The sequence below is a fragment of the Pontibacter kalidii genome (assembly GCF_026278245.1).
GTDB classification, from domain to species: domain Bacteria; phylum Bacteroidota; class Bacteroidia; order Cytophagales; family Hymenobacteraceae; genus Pontibacter; species Pontibacter kalidii.
Map to the genome: position 1 here is coordinate 4,778,918 of NZ_CP111079.1, position 20,563 is coordinate 4,799,480.

General features: G+C 52.2%; 20 protein-coding genes and 1 riboswitch. Of the genes, 9 read left to right on the plus strand and 11 right to left on the minus strand.

Translation table 11 applies throughout. From position 1 onward, the window contains the following. Window positions 1-97: 97 nt before the first annotated feature. From OH144_RS20255 to OH144_RS20275, 5 genes are all read right to left on the minus strand, one after another. The gene (locus tag OH144_RS20255; protein WP_266204068.1) at window positions 98-508 is read right to left on the minus strand and encodes an ATP-binding protein; all 411 of its coding nucleotides are present in this window, start codon (window positions 506-508) and stop codon (window positions 98-100) included. Next, entirely contained in the window at window positions 501-839 is a 339-nt protein-coding gene (locus tag OH144_RS20260; protein ID WP_266204069.1) for an STAS domain-containing protein, read from the minus strand. Before OH144_RS20260 ends, OH144_RS20255 begins: the two co-directional genes overlap by 8 nt. A gap of 19 nt (window positions 840-858) precedes the next feature. Continuing rightward, a complete protein-coding gene (locus OH144_RS20265; protein WP_266204070.1) occupies window positions 859-2,931 on the minus strand; it encodes a GAF domain-containing SpoIIE family protein phosphatase in 2,073 nt (690 codons plus the stop codon). A gap of 298 nt (window positions 2,932-3,229) precedes the next feature. Beyond that, on the minus strand, window positions 3,230-4,699 hold the full coding sequence (gene guaB, locus OH144_RS20270) for an IMP dehydrogenase (protein ID WP_266204071.1): 1,470 nt from the start codon (window positions 4,697-4,699) through the stop codon (window positions 3,230-3,232). A 339-nt stretch (window positions 4,700-5,038) separates the two neighbouring features. Beyond that, window positions 5,039-5,356, minus strand: coding sequence for a rhodanese-like domain-containing protein (locus OH144_RS20275; protein ID WP_266204072.1), 318 nt, complete (start codon window positions 5,354-5,356; stop codon window positions 5,039-5,041). Window positions 5,357-5,483: 127 nt separating this feature from the next. On the opposite strand from OH144_RS20275, the gene pnuC reads away from it, so the two are divergent. Both pnuC and OH144_RS20285 read left to right on the plus strand, forming a co-directional pair. After that, window positions 5,484-6,191 carry a nicotinamide riboside transporter PnuC gene (gene pnuC / locus OH144_RS20280; RefSeq protein WP_266204073.1) on the plus strand — a complete coding sequence of 236 codons (708 nt, stop codon included), beginning with the start codon at window positions 5,484-5,486 and terminating at the stop codon, window positions 6,189-6,191. A 230-nt stretch (window positions 6,192-6,421) separates the two neighbouring features. Further along, entirely contained in the window at window positions 6,422-6,598 is a 177-nt protein-coding gene (locus tag OH144_RS20285) for a hypothetical protein (RefSeq protein WP_266204074.1), read from the plus strand. A gap of 133 nt (window positions 6,599-6,731) precedes the next feature. Here the strand turns inward: OH144_RS20285 and OH144_RS20290 are convergent, their stop codons facing one another. After that, window positions 6,732-7,139, minus strand: a complete 408-nt coding sequence (locus tag OH144_RS20290) for a hypothetical protein (protein ID WP_266204075.1) — start codon at window positions 7,137-7,139, stop codon at window positions 6,732-6,734. A 199-nt stretch (window positions 7,140-7,338) separates the two neighbouring features. Between OH144_RS20290 and OH144_RS20295 the strand changes: the two genes are divergently transcribed. Both OH144_RS20295 and OH144_RS20300 read left to right on the plus strand, forming a co-directional pair. Then, window positions 7,339-7,863 carry an ATP-binding protein gene (locus tag OH144_RS20295; RefSeq protein ID WP_266204076.1) on the plus strand — a complete coding sequence of 175 codons (525 nt, stop codon included), beginning with the start codon at window positions 7,339-7,341 and terminating at the stop codon, window positions 7,861-7,863. A 10-nt stretch (window positions 7,864-7,873) separates the two neighbouring features. Continuing rightward, window positions 7,874-8,749: an aldose 1-epimerase family protein gene (locus tag OH144_RS20300; RefSeq protein ID WP_266204077.1), complete on the plus strand. Its 876-nt coding sequence runs from the start codon at window positions 7,874-7,876 to the stop codon at window positions 8,747-8,749. 178 nt (window positions 8,750-8,927) lie between these two features. Here OH144_RS20300 and OH144_RS20305 read toward each other — a convergent pair whose 3' ends face one another. Continuing rightward, on the minus strand, window positions 8,928-9,176 hold the full coding sequence (locus tag OH144_RS20305) for a hypothetical protein (RefSeq protein WP_073853948.1): 249 nt from the start codon (window positions 9,174-9,176) through the stop codon (window positions 8,928-8,930). Between the two features lie 227 nt (window positions 9,177-9,403). Then, a riboswitch (TPP riboswitch) is annotated at window positions 9,404-9,500 on the plus strand. A gap of 61 nt (window positions 9,501-9,561) precedes the next feature. Between OH144_RS20305 and OH144_RS20310 the strand changes: the two genes are divergently transcribed. Both OH144_RS20310 and OH144_RS20315 read left to right on the plus strand, forming a co-directional pair. Then, window positions 9,562-12,036 (plus strand): TonB-dependent receptor, encoded by a 2,475-nt coding sequence (locus OH144_RS20310; RefSeq protein ID WP_266204078.1) that lies wholly within the window; start codon window positions 9,562-9,564, stop codon window positions 12,034-12,036. Between the two features lie 642 nt (window positions 12,037-12,678). Beyond that, a complete protein-coding gene (locus OH144_RS20315; RefSeq protein ID WP_266204079.1) occupies window positions 12,679-13,857 on the plus strand; it encodes an acyl-CoA dehydrogenase family protein in 1,179 nt (392 codons plus the stop codon). A 288-nt stretch (window positions 13,858-14,145) separates the two neighbouring features. On the opposite strand, the gene OH144_RS20320 is transcribed toward OH144_RS20315, so the two are convergent. Both OH144_RS20320 and OH144_RS20325 read right to left on the minus strand, forming a co-directional pair. Beyond that, window positions 14,146-14,517: an endonuclease domain-containing protein gene (locus OH144_RS20320; protein WP_266204080.1), complete on the minus strand. Its 372-nt coding sequence runs from the start codon at window positions 14,515-14,517 to the stop codon at window positions 14,146-14,148. A 96-nt stretch (window positions 14,518-14,613) separates the two neighbouring features. Continuing rightward, window positions 14,614-15,123: a phospholipase D-like domain-containing protein gene (locus OH144_RS20325; protein ID WP_266204081.1), complete on the minus strand. Its 510-nt coding sequence runs from the start codon at window positions 15,121-15,123 to the stop codon at window positions 14,614-14,616. A gap of 198 nt (window positions 15,124-15,321) precedes the next feature. Here OH144_RS20325 and ruvB point away from each other — a divergent pair, with 198 nt between their 5' ends. Further along, window positions 15,322-16,365: a Holliday junction branch migration DNA helicase RuvB gene (ruvB, locus tag OH144_RS20330; RefSeq protein WP_266204082.1), complete on the plus strand. Its 1,044-nt coding sequence runs from the start codon at window positions 15,322-15,324 to the stop codon at window positions 16,363-16,365. A 150-nt stretch (window positions 16,366-16,515) separates the two neighbouring features. On the opposite strand, the gene OH144_RS20335 is transcribed toward ruvB, so the two are convergent. Beyond that, a complete protein-coding gene (locus OH144_RS20335; protein ID WP_266204083.1) occupies window positions 16,516-17,397 on the minus strand; it encodes a DUF2726 domain-containing protein in 882 nt (293 codons plus the stop codon). A gap of 208 nt (window positions 17,398-17,605) precedes the next feature. Here OH144_RS20335 and queG point away from each other — a divergent pair, with 208 nt between their 5' ends. Continuing rightward, the gene (gene queG / locus OH144_RS20340) at window positions 17,606-18,553 is read left to right on the plus strand and encodes a tRNA epoxyqueuosine(34) reductase QueG (RefSeq protein ID WP_266204084.1); all 948 of its coding nucleotides are present in this window, start codon (window positions 17,606-17,608) and stop codon (window positions 18,551-18,553) included. Between the two features lie 2 nt (window positions 18,554-18,555). Here the strand turns inward: queG and OH144_RS20345 are convergent, their stop codons facing one another. Then, window positions 18,556-18,747 (minus strand): hypothetical protein, encoded by a 192-nt coding sequence (locus OH144_RS20345; RefSeq protein WP_266204085.1) that lies wholly within the window; start codon window positions 18,745-18,747, stop codon window positions 18,556-18,558. A 396-nt stretch (window positions 18,748-19,143) separates the two neighbouring features. Between OH144_RS20345 and OH144_RS20350 the strand changes: the two genes are divergently transcribed. Then, window positions 19,144-20,562, plus strand: a complete 1,419-nt coding sequence (locus tag OH144_RS20350) for a BatD family protein (RefSeq protein WP_266204086.1) — start codon at window positions 19,144-19,146, stop codon at window positions 20,560-20,562. The last annotated feature ends 1 nt before the right edge of the window (window position 20,563 follow it).

Sequence of the window (20,563 nt, forward strand, 5' to 3'; positions counted from 1 at the left end):
TCTGACAGATAAATCAAAAACTATAACCATAATACAATTGCAGAGGTATTTGTTCCCGGATAACGGAAGGAGGCGCAGCCAAAGTATGTAAGTGCCTTTATTTGATTTTCTTGTAAAGCAGGCAGGTATTCTGGGAGCCATCCGTGATGAACTCCACCTTGTCCATGATGCGGTTTACCAGGGCGATGCCCACGCCGCCTTTCTTACCCATCTTGATATGCTCCTGAATGTTGGGCTCCTTGTAGTTGCTCCGCTCAAAGGCCCGGCCCTGGTCGGCTATCTCGAACTTCACTTGGTCTTTAACCGTCTGCACTTTCAGGGTAAGGTACTTGTTGGGGTCCTCGTGGTTGGCGTGTATGATGAGGTTAGCACATATCTCGTCCACGGCCAACACGATCTGATTCATGAGGATATCCGAAAGCGCGAGTGCCTTCAGATACTCCGTCACGAAGTCGCGTATCAGCTTCAGATTTTTTTTAGTACAACTTACCCGAATGGAGTTATTCATTTGCAATGGTTCTTGCTTCCTCGTAATCGGATACGATGGTCATGAGCAGGTCCAGGCCAAGTATCTCGAACACGTTGCGTACTTTATCCTGCATGTTATAGAAGATAAGCTTGATCTGGGCGTCCTCGAACCGCTGCAGGTGCGAAATAAATACCCCGAGGCCCGCAGACGAAATATAGTTAAGATCCTGGCAATTAACCAGCACCTTGGCATATTTCATAATTTCCGGGTCTGATAACTCTTCGTCCAGAATAACGGAGGAGCTTGCATCCAGTTCACCGTCCAGGGTCATGATGACGGTATTTTCCTTGATTTCTTGTGTAATTTTCATCGGCCTACTTTACGGTTATTCATGTGTTTTGTTGGATGGGCCTGAACTTAATGACCAGTAGCGTCTGGTCGTCATAAACGTTGTCAGGACCGGTAAAATCATTTACGTCGTTTATAATAGCATACTTTATGTCGTCGGCTTCCAGGTGGTACGTTTGCTTCAGCATGTACTGCAGCCTGTCCTCGCCGTACTCCTCGTTTCCCGGGCTGCGGGCCTCCACAATGCCATCGGTGTAGATCACCATCACATCGCCAGGGTTATAGTCGTAGTACATCTCCCGGATGTGGGCGGCGTAGCGCTTATCGTCGCGGATGATGCCTAGCCCCAGCCCATCGGTCTTGAAGTAGAACACATCGTCCATCATGGAGTTATAGTACAACGTATGGCAGTGGCCCGCGCGGGCGAACATAAAGCCCTGCATACGGTAATCTATGATATATAGCGAAGAGGTAATGAAAGAGGTTCGCTCCAGGCAGCGGCTAAGCGCGCTGTTGGCCTGCTTCATAAACTCGCTCGGGGCCATGTCCTGCTGCATCAGCCCATGGAAGATGCCCTTCATCTGGGCCATGTGGAACGCCGCCGAAATGCCCTTGCCCGACACGTCGCCGATAATGATGGCGATTCGCGATTCGCTCAGCTGCAGGAAGTCGTAAAAATCACCGCCTACCTCTTTGGCCGCCACCGAGTGCGTGCTTATCTCAAACCAACTATCAGTGGGGAATGTTTTGGGGTTCAGGCTCTCCTGCACCTGCGTGGCGATCTTCAACTCCTCCTTGTAGCGCTCGTTCTGTAGCGACTCGCTCACCAGGCGCAGGTTCTCGATGGTGAGGGTGGTTTGGCTGGTGAAGGTGCGTAGCACGTTCACGGTCTCGTGGTCAAACCCGCCTTCCACATCCTTGAGCAAGTATAAAACGCCGGACAAATGCTTGGAGGTTTTGATGGGAAGTATGGCCATCGATTTCCAGGGCAGAGTCAGTTCCCGGAAGCCCGGGTTGCGCCCCAGGTTGTTGTTGATGTAATCCATGTTATGGATGTTGTAGGCCTGCAGCAGGTGCCGTATACTTTTGATCTGGCTCTCATTGATGTTGAGCACGTGCGTTACCTGGGGGTCGCTGTTGCGGATAATGTCGAACCAGGCGGCGCTGGCGTCGGAGGCCTTGATGGTGCTCTCCACCAGCATATCGTATACCTGCGCCTCGCTTTGCCCCTGCTGAATGGACAGACTCAGGCGCTGGAAGTTGAGCAGGTCCTCGCTCTTTTGCTCAAACACGCTGGAGGTGGGCAAGCTGAACAGCGACACCAGGAAGGCGGCCAACGTGTAGGTGCCCACAAACAGCATGGCCAGCAGCAGAAAACCCACATCGGTGTAGTCGATCACCAGGCTCTCGTTGTCGGACATGTTGTAGAAGAACCGCACAAAGATGTAGCAGCTGAGCAGGATGGCGCCCAACAGCACCAGGGAGCGGCTCTTGTTGTTGAAGGTGAGGTAGGCCACCCACTTCAGGTTGGTGCACAGGAAGAGGATGTAGAAGCCCATCAGGGCCAGCAGCGGCAGAAAAACGTAGCTGGTGTAGTTGAAGTTAAAGAGGGTGAGCAGCAGCGTTGCGGCCAGCAAAAGCTCAAACCAGTCCCAGGCAATCTGCAGGAACTTATTTTTGTGGTAGAGCAGCAGCTGCCGCCAGATATAAAAAGCCTTGGACAGGAACAGCACCAGCAAACCGAAGTTGATCTGGTACACCACGTGCAGCAACAGCGTGTACTCCACTTCGGCGTAGTTAATGTACACCCGGTACACCAGGTATAGCGCCACGCTCAGGTAAGCCGCCACACCTGCCTTCGAGAACAGGTTCCAGAGGTAGCCTATAAAGTCTATGCCCTTGAGCATGTCGGTGTGTAGCCGCTGAAACAGGAACACCGAGACGATGAACACGACGTTGAGCAGGTTGCTCAGGAAAGGGAACGCAACACCAGGCACGCCGGCTCCTGCCAGTTTGCTTTCGGCGTTCAGCAGCACATAAACCAGCAGTAAGAGCCAGCTTATGACCGCGGAAGTTGCCAGTAAGGTTTTTGCGTTGTTTTTATATAATTGCATAAAACGGAAATCCGTTTTTGAATTGGCTGCGACTGAAAATGATGCTCCCCGGCCTGTTTTTGTAGTGTAAGGTAAGAAAAAATTCCGCTTCTCGGCCAAGGTGTCGTGTCCCGTTAAAGAAAATCACCTTGCATAACGTAATTCGTGTTGCGTAGGTTAGCTTTACAGGCCCGGCTGAGCCTATAAATATAGATTTTTATAAATATGTATAAAAAAGAATAGCAGCCAGCGCTCCGGCGCTGGCTGCTAAAACCTTTATGGACACCGGTTTAGGAGTGGCCATTGCAGGATGTATACTTTAGCGGCTGTAGTTCGGGGCCTCACGCATAATCTGCACATCGTGCGGATGGCTCTCGCGTAGGCCGGCGCCCGTAATCTTCACCATCTTGGCATGCTGCAGGTCTTCTATGCCTGCTGTGCCGCAGTAGCCCATGCCAGCTCTTATGCCGCCTACCAGCTGGTAAATCACCTCGTTTACAAATCCTTTGTACGCCACGCGGCCCACAATTCCCTCCGGCACCAGCTTCTTGGCGTCTTTCTCGTTGCCCTGGAAGTAACGGTCTTTTGAGCCTTCTTCCATGGCCTCCACAGAGCCCATGCCGCGGTAGGTCTTATACTTACGGCCCTCGTAAATGATCATCTCGCCCGGCGCCTCTTCGGTGCCCGCCAGCAGCGAGCCGATCATGGCTGTGCTTGCCCCGCCTGCCAGCGCCTTTACTATATCACCGGAGAACTTAATGCCACCGTCAGCAACAACCGGCACGCCGGTGCCCTCCAGTCCTCTAACGGCTTCCATCACGGCAGAGAGCTGCGGCATGCCTATACCGGCGATCACGCGGGTGGTACAGATACTGCCCGGGCCCACGCCCACCTTCACAGCGTCGGCGCCTGCGTCGGCCAGGGCCTTGGCGCCATCGGCGGTGGCGATGTTACCGGCAATCAGGTCCACGTTCGGGAATTCGGTTTTAATGCGTCTTACCGCCTCCAGCACCCCTTTGGAGTGACCGTGTGCCGTGTCCACGCTGATCACGTCCACGCCAGCGTCTACCAGCGCCTTCACGCGGTCCAGCACATCGGGAGTTACCCCCACGGCAGCGCCCACGCGCAGGCGGCCATATTCGTCTTTGCAGGCAAAGGGACGGTCTTTTTTCTTCAGGATGTCCTTGTAGGTGATCAGGCCGGCCAGCTTGCCATTGTCGTCCACCACAGGCAGTTTCTCGATCTTAAACTCCTGCAGGATGTCTTCGGCCTTGGCCAGGTCGGTGCCTATCTTGGCCGTGATCAGGTTGTCGCTCGTCATGATGTCGGAAACAGACTTGGTCAGGTCCCGCTGAAAGCGCAGATCGCGGTTGGTGATGATGCCTGTCAGCTTGCCTTCATCGTTCACGATCGGGATACCGCCGATCTTGTTCTCGGTCATGATCTGCACGGCGTCGCCCAGGGTAGCCTTTTCATTGAGGGTGATCGGGTCCAGAATCATGCCGCTCTCGGAGCGCTTTACCCGGCGCACCTGCTCAGCCTGTTTCCTGATCGACATGTTTTTATGGATAATGCCTATACCGCCTTCCTGCGCCATCGCAATCGCCAGCTCGGCCTCGGTAACCGTGTCCATGGCGGCCGAAACAAGAGGAATGTTGATGCGGATGTTGCGCGTTAGCTGGGTGGAAGTATCAGTTTGGTGTGGGAGTACCTCGGAGTAAGCCGGGAGGAGAAGCACATCGTCGTAAGTGAGTGCTTCGAATAAAATCTTAGACTGATCAGAGCGCATGGCAAATAAATTAGGGGTTATTATTTGCCGCGTAAAGTTACAGAAACTTAAGGAGATATTTGCGCAAGTACCCCGGTATTTTTTTTGGAGTGCCTATCATTAAAGTATAGAGAAAAGGAAGTATAGAGGGATTTAACCGGTGGGTGGCGCTGGCTTGAGAGGCGGGGGTGTTGTAAGTTCTTACCAGTGTTATACTGTTAAAACCTTGCCGGGAGGGAAACTGAGTCCATGCGGCTGGCACACGTAATCCTGTCAGACTGGCAAAATGATTGAACCAAACGATCACCTATCAGATGTATAGATAGGCACAAGTATAAAGTATAGGCGCAAGTATAAATCTTAATAGGTAGCCATGGTAGGATCTACCTGCGTGGCCCAGGCGTGGATGCCGCCCTTCAGGTTGAGCAGGTTGTCGAAGCCCAGGCGCTGGGAAAGGTAGTTAATGGCTTGGGCGCTGCGGAAGCCGTGGTGGCAGATCACCACTACCGGGATATCGCGGCGGATGCGGGCCGACTGCCTGGGAAGCTCCCCCAGCGGGATCAGCTCGCCGCCGAGATTGCAGATTTCAAACTCCTCCGGCTCACGCACATCCAGCAGTTGGATGTTGCTGCTGTGGGCCAGCCTGTTTTTCAGCTCCTGTGCGGTAATCTCATCCATCGTTCCTTTTCTGTAAGGCAAGTATAAAGAATAGTTTTAGCGGCACACACAGCGAGAGGTTGCACCGGAATTCAAAATTAAGCAAGCTTTTGTTTACAAGTGCACCTTCGGGGTGTAAATTGCGGCAATGGAAATCTGGCAAAGTATACAGGCGGGCCCCGGTGCCCTTCTGCTGGCGGCGATAGGCGGCTCTGCCCCGGAAGTATGGCAGCAGTTTGTGGCGGGCATGCAGCAAACCTCCCTACTGGAGTACATTGCCGTAGTGGCGGGCATCGTAAGTGTGTGGTACTCCCGAAAGGAGGACATCCTGGTATACCCCATCGGCCTGATCAGCACGACCATCTACGTATACCTCAGCTTTAAGTATCACCTGATCGGGGAGGCGAGCGTGAACGTTTATTATACTATCCTGAGCGTGTATGGCTGGGTGCTGTGGGCCAGAAAGAACAAGCAGGAGGAGCACGTGCTTCACATTACGTTCTCCGACCAGAGGCAGTGGGGGCAGCAGTTGGCCTTTTTCGGGGTATTGTACGTGGTTATCTACTTCTGCCTGGTATACCTGAAGGAAGCCTTCTACGAGGGCGTGATTCCGTGGGCCGACGCCTTTGCCAGCGCCACGGCCTACACGGGCATGTGGCTGATGGCCCGCAAAAAGGTGGAGAGCTGGTACTGGTGGATAGCCACGAACATTGCCTCTATGCCGTTATACTTCGTGAAGGGCCTGGTATTTTCGGCGGTGTTTTACTTTATCCTGCTGGTGATGGCCTTTGCCGGCCTGGTGGAATGGAAGCGAAGGGCCAGCAGGCAGAAAGTATACATGTCGGAGCCGGCCTAAGTTAGTGTCGGTAATGGTGCCGGCAAGCGGTTTTTGGGATTATGGAGCTGGGAAATTTAAATAAAATAGAGAAGGAGCCAGGGCAGTAACGGTAAAAGGTTGTTACAGAGTTATACTTTATCTTTTAACTATCTAATTACATGATTGGTGTTACCCCGTAAAAGGAGTGACTACCCATTGCTGCGACCCCGCACGGGCGTAGTTTGTTAAACCACTAACGCTGCAGCATCATGAAACAACGTAAACTGGAATTGCCCGACGAGCTAAAGTTCGAGAATCGGATGAAGTGGGGATACGAGTCTCCGGATGAGCGCCCAAAGTTTGTTTTTCTGAGACAAAGCGGAGATGTAAAACCTAAGGTGGTGGAGGTGTACAACTTCTACGACTACAGTTTCTCTGAGAATTAGAGCGCCCTATAACAGGCACATAAAAGGGAGGGGAGGCAGCCATTGCGGCTGCCTCCCCTCCCTTTTATAGTTCATACAGTAGTTTCTCCCTCGTGCAGGAGGGCAGGACAGTCCTTTCAAAAGTTAAGGGAACTTACCTGCAGCCTTTCAGCCATTGTACGGCATCCTCCTCGTTGTCGTAGATGTAGACCTTGAAGCCTGGGCGGGCCCGTTTGCCCAGGTCCTCTGCGGCAAGCCTACCCTCATGGCCCTCCGGAACCAGGCTCGCCAGGCATGTCAGCCCGGCCTGCACAGCGGGCGGAAAGCACACCCGCTCCAGCCACTCATTCGCGTCCAGGAAAGAGCCGATATAGTGGCGCGCGTCGTTCAGGATCTTGGAGTAAGGGCTTCGCTGCAGGGCATCCACATAAAGCAGCCCGGCCGACTTCACCTGCTCTATGGTTACTGCACCGTACCAGCAGCCCTTTAGCCAGCCGTTTTCCTTGTCTACCTCAACCGTGAAGTATACTTCGTCATTGCTGTTGCGCAATTCTTTTTTCATTTACTTGGAATGAGAAGCGGAGCCGGAACCCTGTACCTGCCGAAAAGACCGGCCAAGAGGGATTCTATAACTCCGAGGATGAATAATGAGGTTGTTTGCATCATGCTAATTTACACTTTTAAAACAAGTAGCAAACTGTGGGCCAAATACTAGCATAAGTATACCTAACTTTGGGCGCCGCAACAGCGGCAATGTGCTTATGATCAAGATTGCCATTACCGGGCCCGAGTCAACGGGAAAGTCCACCCTGGCCGAGCAACTGGCCGCGCGGTACGACACCGTGTGGGTGCCGGAGTATGCCCGCCGCTACGTGGGCAACCTGGGCCGACCTTATACTCTGGAGGATATAGAAAACATTGCCCGCGGGCAGCTGGCTCTGGAGCGGGAGCTGCAGCAGCAGGCCAACACCCTGCTTTTTGCCGACACGGATATGCTGGTGCTCAAAATCTGGAGCGAGCATGCCTTTGGCCATTGCCCCGCCTGGATACAGGAGCAATTACTGCAGCAGGACTACAACCTTTGCCTGCTGATGGGCGTTGATTTGCCGTGGGAGCCCGACCCGCAGCGCGAGCACCCGCACCTGCGCCAGTTCTTCTACGAGTGGTACAAGCGGGAGCTGGAGGCCCTGCAGGTGCCGTTCGTGGAGATAAGCGGCCAGCAGCAGGAGCGGCTGCAACTGGCTACGCGGCACGTGGAGGCGCTCCTGCAGAAACATCAACCTTAAACAACCGGACATGCTATACTTCCTCGAGAACGAGAACTACAAAGTGGGCGTCGACACGCTGGGCGCCGAGCTGCACCACTTCATCAAGAAAGATGAGAACCTGGAGTTTATCTGGCAGGCCGACCCGCAGGTATGGACAGGCCACGCGCCCAACCTTTTCCCGATTGTGGGGGAGCTACCGGGGCAGCAGTACACGTACGAGGGGCAAAAGTATGGCATGAAGCGCCACGGCTTTGCCCGCCGCAAGGAGTTCAAGCTGGTGGAGGAGCAGCACGACAAGCTGGTTTTCCAGCTGACCGAGGACGAGGAGACGCTGCAGCAGTACCCGTTTGAGTTCAGGTTGCTGATCGCCTATACATTGGAGTGGAACAAGCTCTCGGTTACCTACCACATCGCCAATACAGGCAAGCAGAATTTATACTTCTCTGTTGGTGGCCACCCAGGTTTTAATGTGCCCTTTTACCCCAACGAGTCGTATGAGGATTACTTCATCGAGTTTGAGAAAAAGGAAACACTGCACCGCCATCTGCTGAGTGAGGATGGCCTGCAGAACGGCGACACCGAGGCGGTAATGGAGCAGGAGCGGGTGCTGCCCCTGAAAAGCAGCTACTTCTACAAAGATGCGCTGGTATTTAAGGAGGTGCAGTCGGAGAAGGTGGTGCTGGGTAGCCACAGGAACGCACGCAGGGTGGAGGTGGAGTTTGAGGGCTTCCCGTACCTGGGCATCTGGGGTAAGCCGGAGCACCCACGCTACGTGTGCATTGAGCCCTGGTGCGGCATTGCCGGCAGGGTAGGCGAGAGCGGTGACATCACCGAGAAGGAGGGTATCAACCAACTGGCCCCGGAGCAGAGTTTCGCCCGCACCTATACCATCACGGTGCTGTAAGCACAGTCGTTATTGGTTGTTCGTTATTAGATTCTCGCTACTAGATGTTGAGTACGATAAATCACGCCTAACTCCTAAACTCTCTACCTCCCCAACTCCTAAACTCCCTAAGCTTTTCAATCAAAAAGCCCCGTTATGTTTCAACATAGCGGGGCTTTTTGATTGAAAAGCTTAGGACCTAGTGCAGCGATGGCTCCGGGAATTTCGGAACCGTAATCTTCCTGATGTCATACTTCGGTTCGAAGTCGCTTACAGGAAGTGATATGCCTGGTGGAAGGTCCAGATCTGGCAAGTCATCTCCTAAAGGCTCGCCTCCATCATCGTCGTTGTCGGTAGATGGGGGGCGGTTGAATTTAGTGCGTGGGGAAAAGGCATAATATGCCAGTATGGTTAGCAAGGCTACTGTATACAATATGCTGATCATCATCACGGTTCTCTTTTATTTTTCAACTTCTGCTGATCTCTCGGCGCGGCAAAAAGCTTGTTTACGAAAGGTAAAAACTATAGTGCCCTTTTAAGCTTTAGAACGTACTTTCAGGCTAAGTGGTTATCTGCCAGAGGTAAAATTTAGCAGGAGCCGCCAAGCTTGTGTTATGGGTTGCTGAAGTATAAATCAATCCTGTTTTGGTTTAGAAGAGAAAGCGACATACCTTTGCCCGTACTCAGGGGTGCCCAAAGATTACGGGCTGAGATCATACCCATAGAACCTGATCCGGGTAATGCCGGCGAAGGGAGAGGTTCGGGAAACAAAGTAGCAGGCTGCCTACCCCTGGCATGTCTGTATGTTTCACCATTTTCTTTTTCTATAACCAATGAAAAGCTTTTTAATTGCGCTGGCAGCGATTGTACTGCCAATGCAACTGTTGGCGCAGCATACCCTGAGCGGGCGTGTGAGCAATGCCGACACAAACGAGTCCCTGGCCGGTGCTACCGTCGTGCTGCAAGGGGCCAACACCGCTACGGCCACCGGCAGCGGCGGCACATTCTCTTTTCCCAACCTTCCGGCCGGCACCTACACGCTAAGGGTGAGTTTTCTGGGCTTTGAGCAGCGGCAGGTAAGTATAAACCTGGCCCAGGACGAGCAGGTGCAGATACAGCTGCAGCCGCAGGCCCAGCAGGCAAGCGAGGTAATTGTGCAGGCCACCCGCGCCGACCAGACCACCGGCACCACTTTTACCAACGTAACACAACAGGAGATAGCCGAGCGCAACTTTGGGCAGGATTTGCCATACCTGCTCGAGCAGGTGCCATCGGTGGTGGTAAACTCTGATGCCGGCGCAGGCGTGGGCTATACCGGCATCCGCATCCGGGGCTCCGATATCACGCGCATCAACGTAACGGTGAATGGCATCCCGGTTAACGACTCGGAGAGCCACGGTACTTTCTTTGTGAACATGCCTGACTTTGCGTCGTCTGTAGAAGATATTCAGGTGCAGCGCGGTGTGGGCACCTCTACAAACGGAGCCGGTGCCTTCGGGGCAAGTATAAATATCCAGACCCAGCAAGTGCGCCGCGAGGCCTATGCCGAAACTGATAACAGCTATGGCTCTTTTAACACCTGGAAAAACAACGTACGCTTCGGCACGGGCCTGATCAACGGGAAATTTGCTTTTGACGGCCGCCTGTCGCGCATCAAGTCGGATGGCTACATTGACAGAGCCTTCTCCGACCTGAAGTCGCTGTACTTTTCGGGAGGCTATTACGGCGATAAAACCTCGGTTAAGTTCGTCACCTTCTCGGGTAAAGAGCAGACCTACCAGGCGTGGTATGGCACCCCGGAGGCCCTGGTGTACGGCAACGCCGCCGACCTGCAGGCCTACATAGACCGCAACTGGATAGAGGGAGCAGACAAGGAGAACCTGCTGAACGCCGGCCGCAAGTACAACTACTACACCTACGACAACGAAACCGACAACTACCAGCAAGACCACTACCAGCTGCACCTCTCGCATGATTTTATGCCGGGCCTGACCTTTTCGGGAGCGCTGCATTACACCCTGGGGCGTGGCTACTACGAGCAGTTTAAGGCCGATGACGACCTGGCCGATTACGGCTTGCCCAACGTGGAGATCGGCGGGGACACCATTGAGTCGTCGGACATCATTCGCCGCCGCTGGCTGGACAACAGCTTTTACGGGGTGACCTATGCCTTGCAGTATAACCCGAACGCCCGCCTGAACGCGACCCTGGGCGGCGCCTGGAACACGTACGACGGCGACCATTTTGGGGAGGTGATCTGGGCACGCTATGCCTCCACCTCGAACCTGGGCGACCGTTACTACGACAACAACGCTAAAAAAACAGATTTCAACATCTTTGCCAAAGCCACCTACGGCCTTACCGATAGACTGAATCTGTTCGGAGATATACAGGTGCGCACCATCAACTACGCGTTCGTGGGTTTCGACAACGACCTGGAAAATATAGAGCAGGAGGTGGATTATACTTTCGTGAACCCGAAAGCCGGCATCACTTATAACCTGCAGCCAACGCACCAGTTGTATGCCTCTTATGCGGTGGGCAACCGCGAACCGGTCCGCGACGACTTTACAGAGTCTACCCCAAGCAGCCGGCCGAAGCACGAGACCCTGCGCAACGTAGAGGCGGGCTACCGCGGGCAGCTGGCCTTGGCAGAGGTAGGCGCAAACCCGCTTACGGCCGACCTGGAGGCGAACTACTTCTACATGAACTACAAAAACCAGCTCGTGCTGACAGGCCAGATAAACGATGTGGGAGCCTATACCCGTACCAACATCGACAAGAGTTACCGCCAGGGCATAGAGCTTGCCGGTGCCCTGCGCCTGGGAACCACGGCCAAATTAAGCTCCAACTTAGCCTACAGCCAGAACAAGATAAAAGGCTTCCACGAGTTTATTGATGACTACGACAACGGCGACCAGGCCGTGAACAACTACAACGAAACGACCATTGCTTTCTCCCCGGCCTTTATTTCTGCCAGCCAGCTGGAGGTGGAGGTGCTGAAAGGGCTGCGTGCCGCCTTCATCTACAAAACGGTGAGCAAGCAGTACCTCGACAATACTGAAAACGAAAGCCGCATCATCCGGCCTTACCAGGTAGGTGACCTGCGCCTGCGCTATAACATCGGGTTTAAAAATGTACTGAAAGAGCTGGAGTTAGGATTGCTGGTGAATAACGTGTTTAACGAGAAGTACGCGGCCAACGGCTATACTTTCAGCTACATTGCCGATGGCGCTCAGACAACCGAGAACTTCTACTACCCGCAAGCCACGCGCAATTTCCTGCTCTCCGTTGGCCTGAAATTCTAAAGTATAAATTCATACTTTCTGTAAAGAAGCCCCGCCATTCGGTGGGGCTTCTTTGTTGCCAGTATCAGGATTTCAAGATGAGCAGGATGTATACTTCTACTCCTGCCGCAAGATTAGCGAAAGCGTAAATGTGGTTGGGGTTGGCCGCAGTTTGTAACTGCTTTGCAAAAGCTACAATCGCTGGCGCTATAGAGTATACTTTGGCTGGAGCAGTCGGAAGTATACATCTGCTCACGTATACTTTTCTGCTTCCGCAGAAAGCAAGTTGAAAACTTGCGTCAAGTACAGCCACATTTACACTGCGCTAAACTTGCGGCAGGAGAGTGTTTTATACTTTGGCTATAGCATTTATACTTGACGTATAGTAGCAGCCGAATCCCCTCCTCGGAGGGGCTAGGGGTGGGTTATAATTGTAGAGGTAGGGACAGGTCGCGACCTGTCCGCGCAAGAACAGCAACTATGAAACGTATACTTTGGCTAAAGCAGTTACAGGCTCCCCTCCTTGGATAAGGAGGGGCAGTTGGACCCGCTAAAGTCATTCACCCTGAGCACCTTTTACAAACCTGGAAATCCTGATTTAGACAATTCATTTAATATTTTATCTTTGCGTATTACACTTCTCATTCACCTTAAAACAAAACTATGGCTTACGAATCAACAGGTGCGCCTGACTACTATAACATCGATGATCTGCTCACCGAAGAGCATTTGCTTATCCGGCAGACCATGCGCGACTTTGTGAAGCGCGAGATCTCTCCTAAAATTGAGCAGTGGGCACAGGATGCACACTTTCCTTCCGAAATTGTAAAGAAATTTGGCGATGTAGGCGCTTTCGGCCCGACCATCCCGACAGAGTATGGCGGTGGCGGCCTGGATTACATCAGCTACGGCATTATCATGCAGGAGATCGAGCGCGGCGATTCGGGCATGCGTTCCACAGCCTCGGTGCAAGGCTCGCTGGTGATGTACCCCATCTACAAGTATGGCTCCGAGGAGCAGCGCAAAAAGTACCTGCCTAAACTGGCAAGCGGTGAGTGGCTGGGTTGCTTTGGTTTGACAGAGCCGGACTTCGGCTCTAACCCGGGCGGCATGGTGACCAACATCAAAGACATGGGCGATCATTACCTGCTCAACGGCTCCAAGATGTGGATCTCCAACTCGCCCGAGTGCCAGGTGGCGGTGGTGTGGGCTAAAAACGAAGAAGGCCGCATTAAAGGCCTGATCGTGGAGCGTGGCATGGAAGGTTTTACCACTCCGGAGATCCATAATAAGTGGAGCCTGCGCGCCAGCTGCACCGGTGAGCTGGTGTTTGATAACGTAAAAGTGCCCAAAGAGAACCTGCTGCCAAATGTAGACGGTCTGCGTGGCCCGCTGGGTTGCCTTGATTCGGCCCGTTACGGTATTTCATGGGGTGCCATTGGTGCGGCTATCGATTGCTACGAGTCGGCGCTTAAGTATAGCAAAGAACGTGTGCAGTTCGACAAGCCGATCGGTGGCTTCCAGCTCACGCAGAAGAAGCTGGCCGAAATGCTGACCGAGATCACCAAAGCCCAGCTGATGGTATGGCGACTGGGCACGCTGATGAACGAAGGCAAAGCCACCACGCAGCAGATCTCCATGGCCAAGCGCAACAGCGTGGACATGGCCCTGCACATCGCCCGCGAAGCACGCCAGATCCACGGCGGCATGGGCATTACGGGCGAGTACCCGATCATGCGCCACATGATGAACCTCGAATCCGTGATCACTTACGAAGGAACCCACGACATTCACCTGCTGATAACCGGTGCAGATATCACCGGCATTCAAGCATTTAAGTAGTCGTTGATCGTTATTCGTTGCTCGTTATTCGGGTGGCGGTTAAAGTATAAGTTGCGATTTACTGATGCAGAGCAGGTGTAAACCCACCCCTGAGAGCAGCGCTCGCTAGCTCAAAACTCGCGTTTTGGCTAGTCCAGAGGAGGGGAATCGCCTGTTATTTTGCAAAATTCCCCTCTTGGGAGGGGCAGGGATGGGTTAATCGAAACTTGAGTTATAAAGTATAGCAAAGGCAGCTGCGGGAGTAGCTGCCTTTTTAATTCCCCTCCTTGGAGGGGTTAGGGGTGGGTTTTACTTCTGCTGGTTGGCTCTTATCCATGCTTCAATTGTTCGAAGCACGTTACTCAACTCTTGTTTTACTTCCCTATCATCAAACCGCAGGAATCTTATCCCAAGTTTTTCTAAAGCTGCCTGCCGCTTTGCATCTTCTTCAAAGCTATAGTCGTGGCTATCGCCATCTACTTCAATTGCTAATTGTAGCTCTTTGCAATAAAAATCAATTATAAAGCTATCCAGCGGTCTTTGTCTGTCAAAGTCATAGCCAAGAAGTTGGCGGCCCTTCAGTTCATTCCAAAGTATAACCTCGGACAATGTACTGTTCTGTCGCAGTTGTTTTGCCAGCTCTTTTAAGTATGGCTCGTAGGGGATGATTTTGCTTTTCATCTGAGTACGATTGACCCACCCCTAACCCCTCCGAGGAGGGGAATTGTTCCTCCACTATTTTTTGGGGCTAAAATTTATAAACGTTGCCCATAGTCACTACTCCTCTTCCTCCTCCCCATACTTATCTTTATACTTTTTGCCCGGCACGTACTTCATCATACTTTCCCAGAGGCGGTCGAACTCGCGGCTGTAGTCCTGCACAATGCTGAGGTTGTCGGTGATAAGAATGTTTTCGTGGTTGTAGAGGGCGGCGCTGCGGGTCCAGTTGTAGCTGCCGGTGAGCACGCGGGCCTCGTCAAAAATGGCGAACTTGTGGTGCATGTGGCTTCGGGTTTTATCTATCCGCACCTCCAACCCCCGTACAGCCAACTCCCGGACATCTGAGCCGGTGTCGTGGAGTTTGTTGTTATCGGTGATGATCTTTATACTTACCCCACGTCGGTGCGCTTCCAGAATGGCCTCCGTAATGCGGTTGTCGCTGATCGTGAACACGCAGATCTTTATACTTTTCCCGGCCTGCTCCATACTTTCCACGATGGCGTTGAGGCAGTCGTCGCCGGGGCTGAAAAAGGCGTGGCTCGTAATTCTTTGCTGATGACGTTGCATGGAGCGAAAGGTACTACAGCTGCATCAATTTTAACATACTTTGTTTTAGAATTGCTAACGTGATTAGATTTGTGGCGAATAACTATAATTTAGTTAGCAAAAATACGTAAATTCGTAGGCTGAAATGGAGCGAAAGCACCGCCGAAACTGTTACCTTTAGAAGCAGCGAAAGCTCATTTTTTGTAGAAGATTATACTTATGAGAGAAGATTATCTCACCGGCGAAAACGATTACATGACGCCGGCCGAACGCGACATAGACAAGGCCCTCCGCCCGCTCAGCTTCCGTGACTTTACCGGTCAGGCGAAGGTGGTGGAGAACCTGAAGATATTTGTGCAGGCGGCCAAACGCCGCGGCGAAGCCCTGGACCACGTGCTGCTGCACGGCCCTCCGGGGTTGGGTAAAACTACGCTCTCGCATATTATTGCTTCAGAGCTGGATGCAGGCATCAAAATGACCTCCGGCCCGGTGCTCGACAAGCCCAGCGATTTGGCGGGCCTGCTCACCAACCTGGAAGCCAACGACGTGCTGTTCATCGACGAGATCCACCGCCTGAACCCGATTGTGGAGGAGTACCTGTACTCGGCTATGGAGGACTACAAGATCGACATCATGCTGGATTCGGGACCGAACGCCCGTTCTGTGCAGATCAGCCTGAACCCGTTTACGCTGATCGGGGCCACCACGCGCTCCGGCTTGCTCACGGCGCCGCTGCGCGCCCGCTTCAGTATCAACAGCCGCCTGGAGTACTACGATGCCGAACTGCTGACCACCATCGTGAAGCGTTCGTCTGCCTTGTTGGGGGCGCCGATACACGAGGATGCCGCGTTCGAGATTGCCCGCCGCAGCCGGGGTACGCCGCGTATTGCCAATAACCTGCTGCGCCGTACCCGTGACTTTGCCCAGGTAAAAAGCGACGGCAGCATCGATGTGGAGATAGCCAAGTTTGCCCTGCACGCCCTCGACGTGGACCACAACGGCCTCGACGACATGGACAAGCGCATCCTTTCCTGCATCATCGACAAGTATAAAGGTGGTCCGGTGGGTATCTCCACTATAGCTACGGCCTGTGGCGAAGAAGCCGAAACCATCGAGGAAGTATATGAGCCCTTCCTGATCCAGGAAGGCTACATCAAGCGTACCGCGCGTGGCCGTGAGGCAACCGAAGCTGCCTACAGGCACCTGGGCAAGATTCCGCCGCAGGAGATAGCCTCCGGTGGCTTGTTCAATCAACCGGAGTAAATAAACTGTTTGTGATAAAGTGAAAAAGCAGGCTCTGATGGGCCTGCTTTTTTTGTTAGCATCATTCAAAGATGATTACTGGATCATGTAAACATAAATCAGAAACTATTATCTTTTGATTTCTTCAGTGCCGTCAGGATAAACATGTGCTTATTCGTTGATGACTTCTCTTATTAGCTTTTTAAATGTTGCGATAGTCGCCTCTTCATTTTCATGTTTTACAATACTCTCAATTCTAATTAGCCTTTGACCAGCAACTCCTAGTATTCTATCCTTCCAGCCATCTTTCATCTTTTGCCGAGAATCTCGGTGGTAAGGACTGTCAAGCTCTATGAATCTAATAGCTCTAAAGTTGTCTTCGCTGTCAATTATGACACAATCTATAAGAGCTTTAAAGAAGTAATCCTTTTCTTCTTGAGTTAGATGATCTTTGACTGATTCAAAGTCTATTACTGCCGATAATGCAACGTTTGGGAACACCATAAAACTCTGAAAGATGTCTCTTACCGCGCGGTAGAAGAGGTATTCCTGTCTAGATTTGAATAGACTTATTCTGCCGTCATTTTCAATAATAAACTTGTTATACGTTACTTGAACCTCTTCTTGCTGAGAATGGCCTATTATGTTAGGCTTCGACTCTTCATAGTGTTGGATTATTTGGCAACATATTTCTTCCTCTGGAAATAGCTGGGCAAAGTTCAAAGCTTTTTCGATATCATAAGTAGCTTCTAATTCAGCTATCTTGACAACAAGCCTTTTATAGTCTTCTAGGTTGAGAGTGAAATTGTGTTTAGTTGAATGATAGAGTGTATAAAAGTCTTGGAGATAATACTTGAAGCTTGGGTTCTGATTCTGTAAAGTATTACTAAGTAATTCTATTATTAAGTACTGATTAATAAACGAGCTTAATCTTGGGTCATCAAAAATTAAACTACACTTTTTCTGGTCCTTGAATATGGTTATTAACTTCTCCCAGTCTTTATTGCTTACAAGTTGATAAATAATATCAGGATCAAAGGGAGGTGGTTTCATGACAGAAGTATGATATCTTAGAAGAGATGTTATTCACCTACAGAGCATACGTTGGTACTGCTGCAGATATAAAAGCAATATATTTAATAATTGGAATACTTGGAAGGTAGCTTGTGATTATATTGATAATAGCATCGGACCTTTTTCTCCCTAACTTTGTTCTTCTGAAAGAATAGCTTCCAAAGTATAAAGCGGCACCAAGTATAAATTGAGCAAAGAGAAGTATACATACCTCATCAAGCAGAAGGCCAGCGAACTGGGCTTTATGTACTGCGGCATTTCCAAGGCGGATTTTCTGGAAGAGGAGGCGCCCCGGCTGGAGCGTTGGCTGAACCAGCGCATGCACGGGCAGATGCACTACATGGAAAACCACTTCGACAAGCGCCTCGATCCGCGCTTGCTCGTAGATGGCGCCAAGTCAGTGGTGTCGCTGCTGCTCAACTATTACCCGGAGAAGGAGACGCAGCAGGAGGAGGAGGAAACCTACAAGATATCGAAGTACGCCTACGGCACCGATTACCACTTCGTGATAAAGGATAAGCTCAAAACGCTGCTGAGTTACATCAACGAAGAGATAGGGGAGGTGGGCGGCCGCTGCTTCGTAGACTCTGCCCCGGTGCTCGACAAGGCCTGGGCGAAGAAAAGCGGGCTGGGCTGGGTTGGCAAGAACTCTAACCTGATCACGCCGCAGGTAGGCAGCTTCTACTTCATCGCCGAGCTCATCATCGACCTGGAGCTGGAGTATGACGGGCCCATTAAAGACTACTGCGGCTCCTGCACCCGCTGCCTCGATGCCTGCCCAACCAATGCCATTACAGAGCCTTACGTGGTGGACGGCAGCAAGTGCATCTCCTACTTCACGATAGAGCTGAAGGATCAGCTGCCGCAGGAGATGGACGGGAAGTTCGGGAACTGGGTGTTTGGCTGCGATATCTGCCAGGATGTGTGCCCCTGGAACCGCTTCAGCAAACCGCACAGTGAGCCCGCCTTTGCGCCGCACCCGCATCTGAAAGAGCTGAAGACCAGCGATTGGCAGGAGCTGACACATGAGGTGTTCTCACAGCTGTTCAAGAAATCAGCTGTGAAGCGCACCGGCTACAACGGCCTGATGCGCAACATCCGCTTTGTGCAGGGCACCCCGGAAGAAGAGAAATAAACTCAGACCTGGTGCTTCAGGAAAACACGGTTAAGGATGATCAGGTATACACCTGAGAACTGGTCGTAGCACCATTGCTTTAGTTGCTCAATTTCCTCCTTCACGAGTACTTTAAAAGCCTTGCGCAGCTCCTTTTCAAACAACATCTTATCGAAGCTGACCTTCACTAAGATTGTTTTAACGTATTCCAGCATTTTTGTGAATAGTAAGCTATTTTCATAGTATGGTTATACTTACGGGCAAAATTTTAAATGGTCGTGCCGTCTCGTTATAATCATATTTAACATAAGCAAAACCTTGAATTTTGTTCATAAAGTATAACGTTCCCTCAGGCGGTCTCGCCTCTGTCAGAAGCCATCGGTTCCTGCCGTTATACTTTTGCCACCGGCTGCGGCGTTTTATAGAATGGCGCAACAGCTAACGCACAGAAAACGGCACTGCCAGCAGCTAAAGCCAATTTTGCGACCTTGCGCGCCTTTATCCTAAGAACGTGGTTCCTACCGAAAAAGTATTAAATTTGCCCTTGTACCCCTTAGCGACTTGCCGCAGCGCAGCGGCCCTGAACCATGCGAGCCTTAACTCTGACCCTTATGCTTTGCCTCCTACTGCTTGTGCCGGCCCTGGCGCAGCAGATAGCTATTGAGCTGGGTAAGAGTTCGCTGCCGCTAAACCAGTACTACACTATCTCGGTAAGGCTGCAGAATCAGCAGCTGCAGGAGTATACTTCTTTCCCCGAGATTGAAGGCTTTAAAAAGAGCAACAAATATTCCTCCACCAAGACCATCATCACCGGCGGTACCACCACCACTATTCTGACCATTACCCAGAACTATGCCGCCCTCGATGAAGGCGTTTATACATTAAAGCCTTTCACGATGAAGGTGAACGGGCAGACCCTGCAGTCGGAGGGGATGGTGATCAACGTGACGGAGATGCAGGCCGATGTGCCGCAGGATGCCAACCTGCCCCCCAATATGATTTTGCCGGAGGAGGAGCAGGTGCAGCCGGAGCAGGAGGCCGAGTTCGTGGACAGGGAGGATAACGCTTTCCTGACGCTGTATACTGATAAGGAGGAGGTTTTTGTGGGGGAGGGCGTAAACGTGGCCCTATACTTTTACCTGGCTGAGCAGGACCAGCGCCTGCTGGATTTTTACGATTTCGCGAACCAGATGAACGGCATTCTGCGGCAGCTGAAGCAGTCGCACGTGTGGGAGGAGACCTTTGACTTTACGGAGATAACCCCCGAAAACGTAACGGTGCAGGGCGAGCCCTACCTGCGCTTTAAGCTCTACGAGGCCGTGCTGTACCCCATTATGGCCAAGCCGCTAGTATTTCCGCAGCTCAGGCTCCGGATGATAAAGTATAAGGTGGCCAAGAACCCGACGCTGCTCACCGAGGACCGGCAGGAGGGCCACAAGACGTTTTTCTCCAGGCCGCGCGAGGTGCAGGTAAAGGAGCTGCCGCCGCACCCGCTGCGCGATGTGGTAGCCGTGGGCGATTACCGCTTGCAGGAGCGCCTGTCGCAGGAGGTGGTGCCCGTGAACAAGACCTTTAACTACGTGTTTCAGGTGGAGGGCACCGGGAACCTGGACGCCATTATGCCGCCAGACCCCTCAGCGCCGGCAGGGCTGGAGTTTTACCCGCCCGATGTGCAGCAGGAAGTTACCCGGCGCGCAGGCACGGTCATGGGTTCCAAACGTTTTGCCTACACCATCATTGCCCGCGAAGCAGGGGTGTATAACATGAGCCGGAAAATGGAGTGGGTATACTTTAACCCCGCCACGGCCGCCTACGACACGCTGCGGCCAACCCTGCAGGTGCACGTAACCGGGGCCCCCGACAACGACGCCCTGGTGATGTCGCGGGACCTGGGTTCTTTCTACAAAATCATCAATAACGAAGACAACACACTGGTAAGCGTGCATCTGTTTAACGAGATTAAGCGCTACACCAACATCATTTTGCTGGTGCTGCTGGGCGTGTCTGTCTTTATATTTATAAAGCGATAAT